The organism is Clavibacter sp. MX14-G9D, from assembly GCF_032917815.1.
Classification (GTDB): Bacteria; Actinomycetota; Actinomycetes; order Actinomycetales; family Microbacteriaceae; genus Clavibacter; species Clavibacter michiganensis_K.
Genome location: NZ_JAVCVL010000415.1, coordinates 1 through 805, shown reverse-complemented (window position 1 = coordinate 805; position 805 = coordinate 1). Strand labels below are relative to the sequence as shown.

Here is an 805-nt window from a genome sequence, read left to right as displayed (position 1 = left end):
CCCGCTCGGCCGCCGCGCTCGTCGGCGGCGTCGCGCTCGCCGTCGCCGCGCCGCTCGCGGCCTCCGCGCACGTCCGCGTCTCGCCCGACCAGGCGTCCGCCGGCGGCTACAGCACGCTGACCTTCACGGTCCCGACCGAGTCGGCGACGGCCACCACGACGCGGGTCACCGTGGACCTCCCGCAGGACACCCCGTTCTCGAGCCTGTCCACCGAGCCGGTGCCCGGATGGACGGCCCAGGTCACGACGGAGGCGCTCGACGCGCCCGTGCAGACGGACGACGCGACCATCACCGACGCGCCGATCGAGGTCACGTGGACCGCCGACGACGGCGTGGGCCTCGCGGCCGGCGAGTTCCAGCGCTTCACCGTCTCGGTGGGACCCGTCCCCGAGACCGGCAGCATCGTGCTGCCGGCCCACCAGGGCTACTCCGACGGATCCGTCGTGGACTGGGACGAGACGACCCCGGCGTCCGGCGCGGAGCCGGAGCACCCCGCGCCCGTCCTCTACGTGGACGACGCGCCGCCCGCCGACGCCATGAGCGCCATGACGACGACGCCCGCGCCGGACGCGGCCGTCGTCGCGGCCTCGGACCCCAGCGCCACGACCAGCGCGGTCGCGGTGGGCCTCGGCGTGGGCGGGCTCGCCCTCGGTGCCGTCGCCGTCGTGGTGGCCGTGTTCGCGCTCACGCGCGTGCGTCGCGAGAACGGCGACCGCGCGTGCCGCCCGGGGACCGGCCCTCCCGGCGTCCTCGCCCCGCGCCCGCGCCCGCGCCCGCCGCGCCCCGGCACGGCGCGCTCCGGCGG

General features: G+C 78.5%; 1 protein-coding gene. It reads left to right on the top strand.

Annotated elements, in window-relative coordinates:
* Positions 1–805, top strand: an 805-nt coding sequence (locus Q6969_RS16045) for a YcnI family protein (RefSeq protein ID WP_317231330.1), incomplete at both ends; no start/stop codon positions are given.